At 69.5% G+C, this 1,794-nt stretch carries 2 protein-coding genes and 1 pseudogene; 1 reads left to right on the top strand and 2 read right to left on the bottom strand.

Features of this window, described 5'->3' with window-relative positions; all coding sequences use genetic code 11:
- A pseudogene (locus ACE3UY_RS23350) lies at positions 1 to 229 on the top strand (hypothetical protein); the annotation flags it as partial.
- Here ACE3UY_RS23350 and ACE3UY_RS23345 read toward each other — a convergent pair.
- Complete coding sequence (locus tag ACE3UY_RS23345; RefSeq protein ID WP_374689866.1) at positions 223 to 657, bottom strand: GTP pyrophosphokinase; 435 nt, start codon at positions 655 to 657, stop codon at positions 223 to 225. The pseudogene ACE3UY_RS23350 and the gene ACE3UY_RS23345 sit on opposite strands and share 7 nt — an antisense overlap.
- An 86-nt stretch (positions 658 to 743) precedes the next feature.
- On the bottom strand, positions 744 to 1,794 hold a 1,051-nt coding region (locus ACE3UY_RS23340; RefSeq protein ID WP_374689865.1), incomplete at its 5' end, for a glutamate-5-semialdehyde dehydrogenase.

Below are 1,794 nucleotides of genomic sequence, written 5' to 3'. Positions count from 1 at the left end.
GCTCCGGCACTATCACGAGCAACTCGCCGCGCGCGGCGTCCGCGACTACCCGTGGACGCGACTGGTGGAGGATTACCGGCTGTCGGCGGCGATGGGCGTCTACGTTGCCACGGAGTGGTGTCGCGGCGGCATCGATTGGGAATGGCAGCACGTCTGGCTGCCCATGCTGCAGAAAACCCTGACTGCCTGCGACGATCTGAATTGCCGCGAACTCTGGGCCGGCTACTGAGTCCGGCTCAGATACGCCCACGCCCGCCGGTACTTTGCCAGCCGCCCCCAATCTTGCAATGTCATCTCCGCCGGCAGGCGGCGCACGTCCATGTTGTGGGCCAGATCGGCCAGCTTGACCGCCCGCGCCAGCGGGTTGCCGGCCAGCGCGGCGATGTAGTCGTCGTAGGCCGTGGCCGCCGTGTCGTGGGTCAGCAGCGCCAGCGCCTCCAGCACCGCCGCGCCGAATCCCGCCCGCGCCAGATCATCCAGCGTCACGGCGCTGTCCTCCACCACGTCGTGCAACACGGCGACGATGCGCTCCTCATCCGTGCGCATCTGGAGCATCAGCGTCAGCGGGTGCAGGATGTACGGCTGCCCCGCCTTGTCCGTCTCCCCGGCGTGGGCGTCGAGGGCGATGCGAATGGCGGTTTCCAATAGGGTGGTCATGGTCATTGGTCAGTAGGGGCAGACCTGCGTGTCTGCCCGAAGGCGCACCTGCGTATCTGTCGCAGGGCGCACACGCAGGTGCGCCCCTACTCCCTCACCTGCCCATCCCCATACCCAATCCACTTATACGTCGTCAGCGCCTCCAGCCCCATCGGGCCGCGAGCGTGGAGCTTTTGCGTGCTGACCGCCACTTCCGCCCCCAGGCCGAACTGCCCGCCGTCGTTGAAGCGTGTACTGGCGTTGACGAAGACGGCCGACGACGTGACCTCGTTCACGAAGCGCGTCGCGTTGGCCAGGTCGTTGGTCAGGATGGCGTCGGTGTGCTCCGTGCTGTGGGCCTGAATATGGTCAATGGCCTCGTCCAGCCCGCCGACGAGCTTCACCCCCAGGATGAGCGCCATCCACTCCGTGTCGAAGTCCTCCGGCCCGGCGGGAACGACGCGCGCCCCGCCGCTCGCCCCTTGCAGGAAGGGCAGCGCGTTCTCGGCCGCCCGCAGTTCCACGCCGCGGCCGGCCAGCCGGCGCGACACGGCCGGCAGCAGCCGCCCGGCCACAGCCGGATGCACGAGCAGCGTGTCCAGCGCGTTGCAGACGCTCGGCCGCTGTACCTTAGAATTCTCGATGATGTCCACCGCCCGCTCCAGGTCGGCGCTCTCGTCCACGTAGATGTGGCAGATGCCCAGCCCGCCGGTGATGACCGGGATGCGGCTCTGCTCGCGGCACAGCCGGTGCAGCGCCGCGCCGCCGCGAGGGATGATCATGTCCACGTACCGGTCGAGATGGAGCAGTTCCGCCACCAGGGCGCGGTCGGGGTCGGCGATGACCTGCACCGCCGCTTCCGGCAGCCCGCAGCGCGCCAGCGCCGCCTGGATGACGCCTACCAGCGCCAGATTCGTGCGCAGCGTCTCGCGCCCGCCGCGCAGGATGGCGGCGTTGCCCGTCTTCAGGCATAGCGCGGCAATGTCGATGGTGACGTTGGGCCGCGCCTCGTAGATCACGCCGATGACGCCGATGGGCGTCCGGCGGCGCACCAGGCGCATCCCGTTGGGCAGCAGCCGGCTCTCCAGCTCCTCGCCCACCGGGTCGGGCAGCTCGGCCACGCGGCGCGTGTCGGCGGCCAGAGCGCCGATGCGCCGC

This window comes from Promineifilum sp. (SeqCode) (assembly GCF_041918635.1).
Lineage (GTDB): Bacteria > Chloroflexota > Anaerolineae > Promineifilales > Promineifilaceae > Promineifilum.
The sequence above is the reverse complement of the archived record's forward strand: the minus strand, read 5'-3'. Positions and strand labels throughout refer to the sequence as shown.

What these genes read in the sequence shown, in the direction of transcription:
- ACE3UY_RS23345 (WP_374689866.1), bottom strand. Translation starts at nt 657, where the DNA reads ATGACCACCCTATTGGAAACCGCCATTCGCATCGCCCTCGACGCCCAC.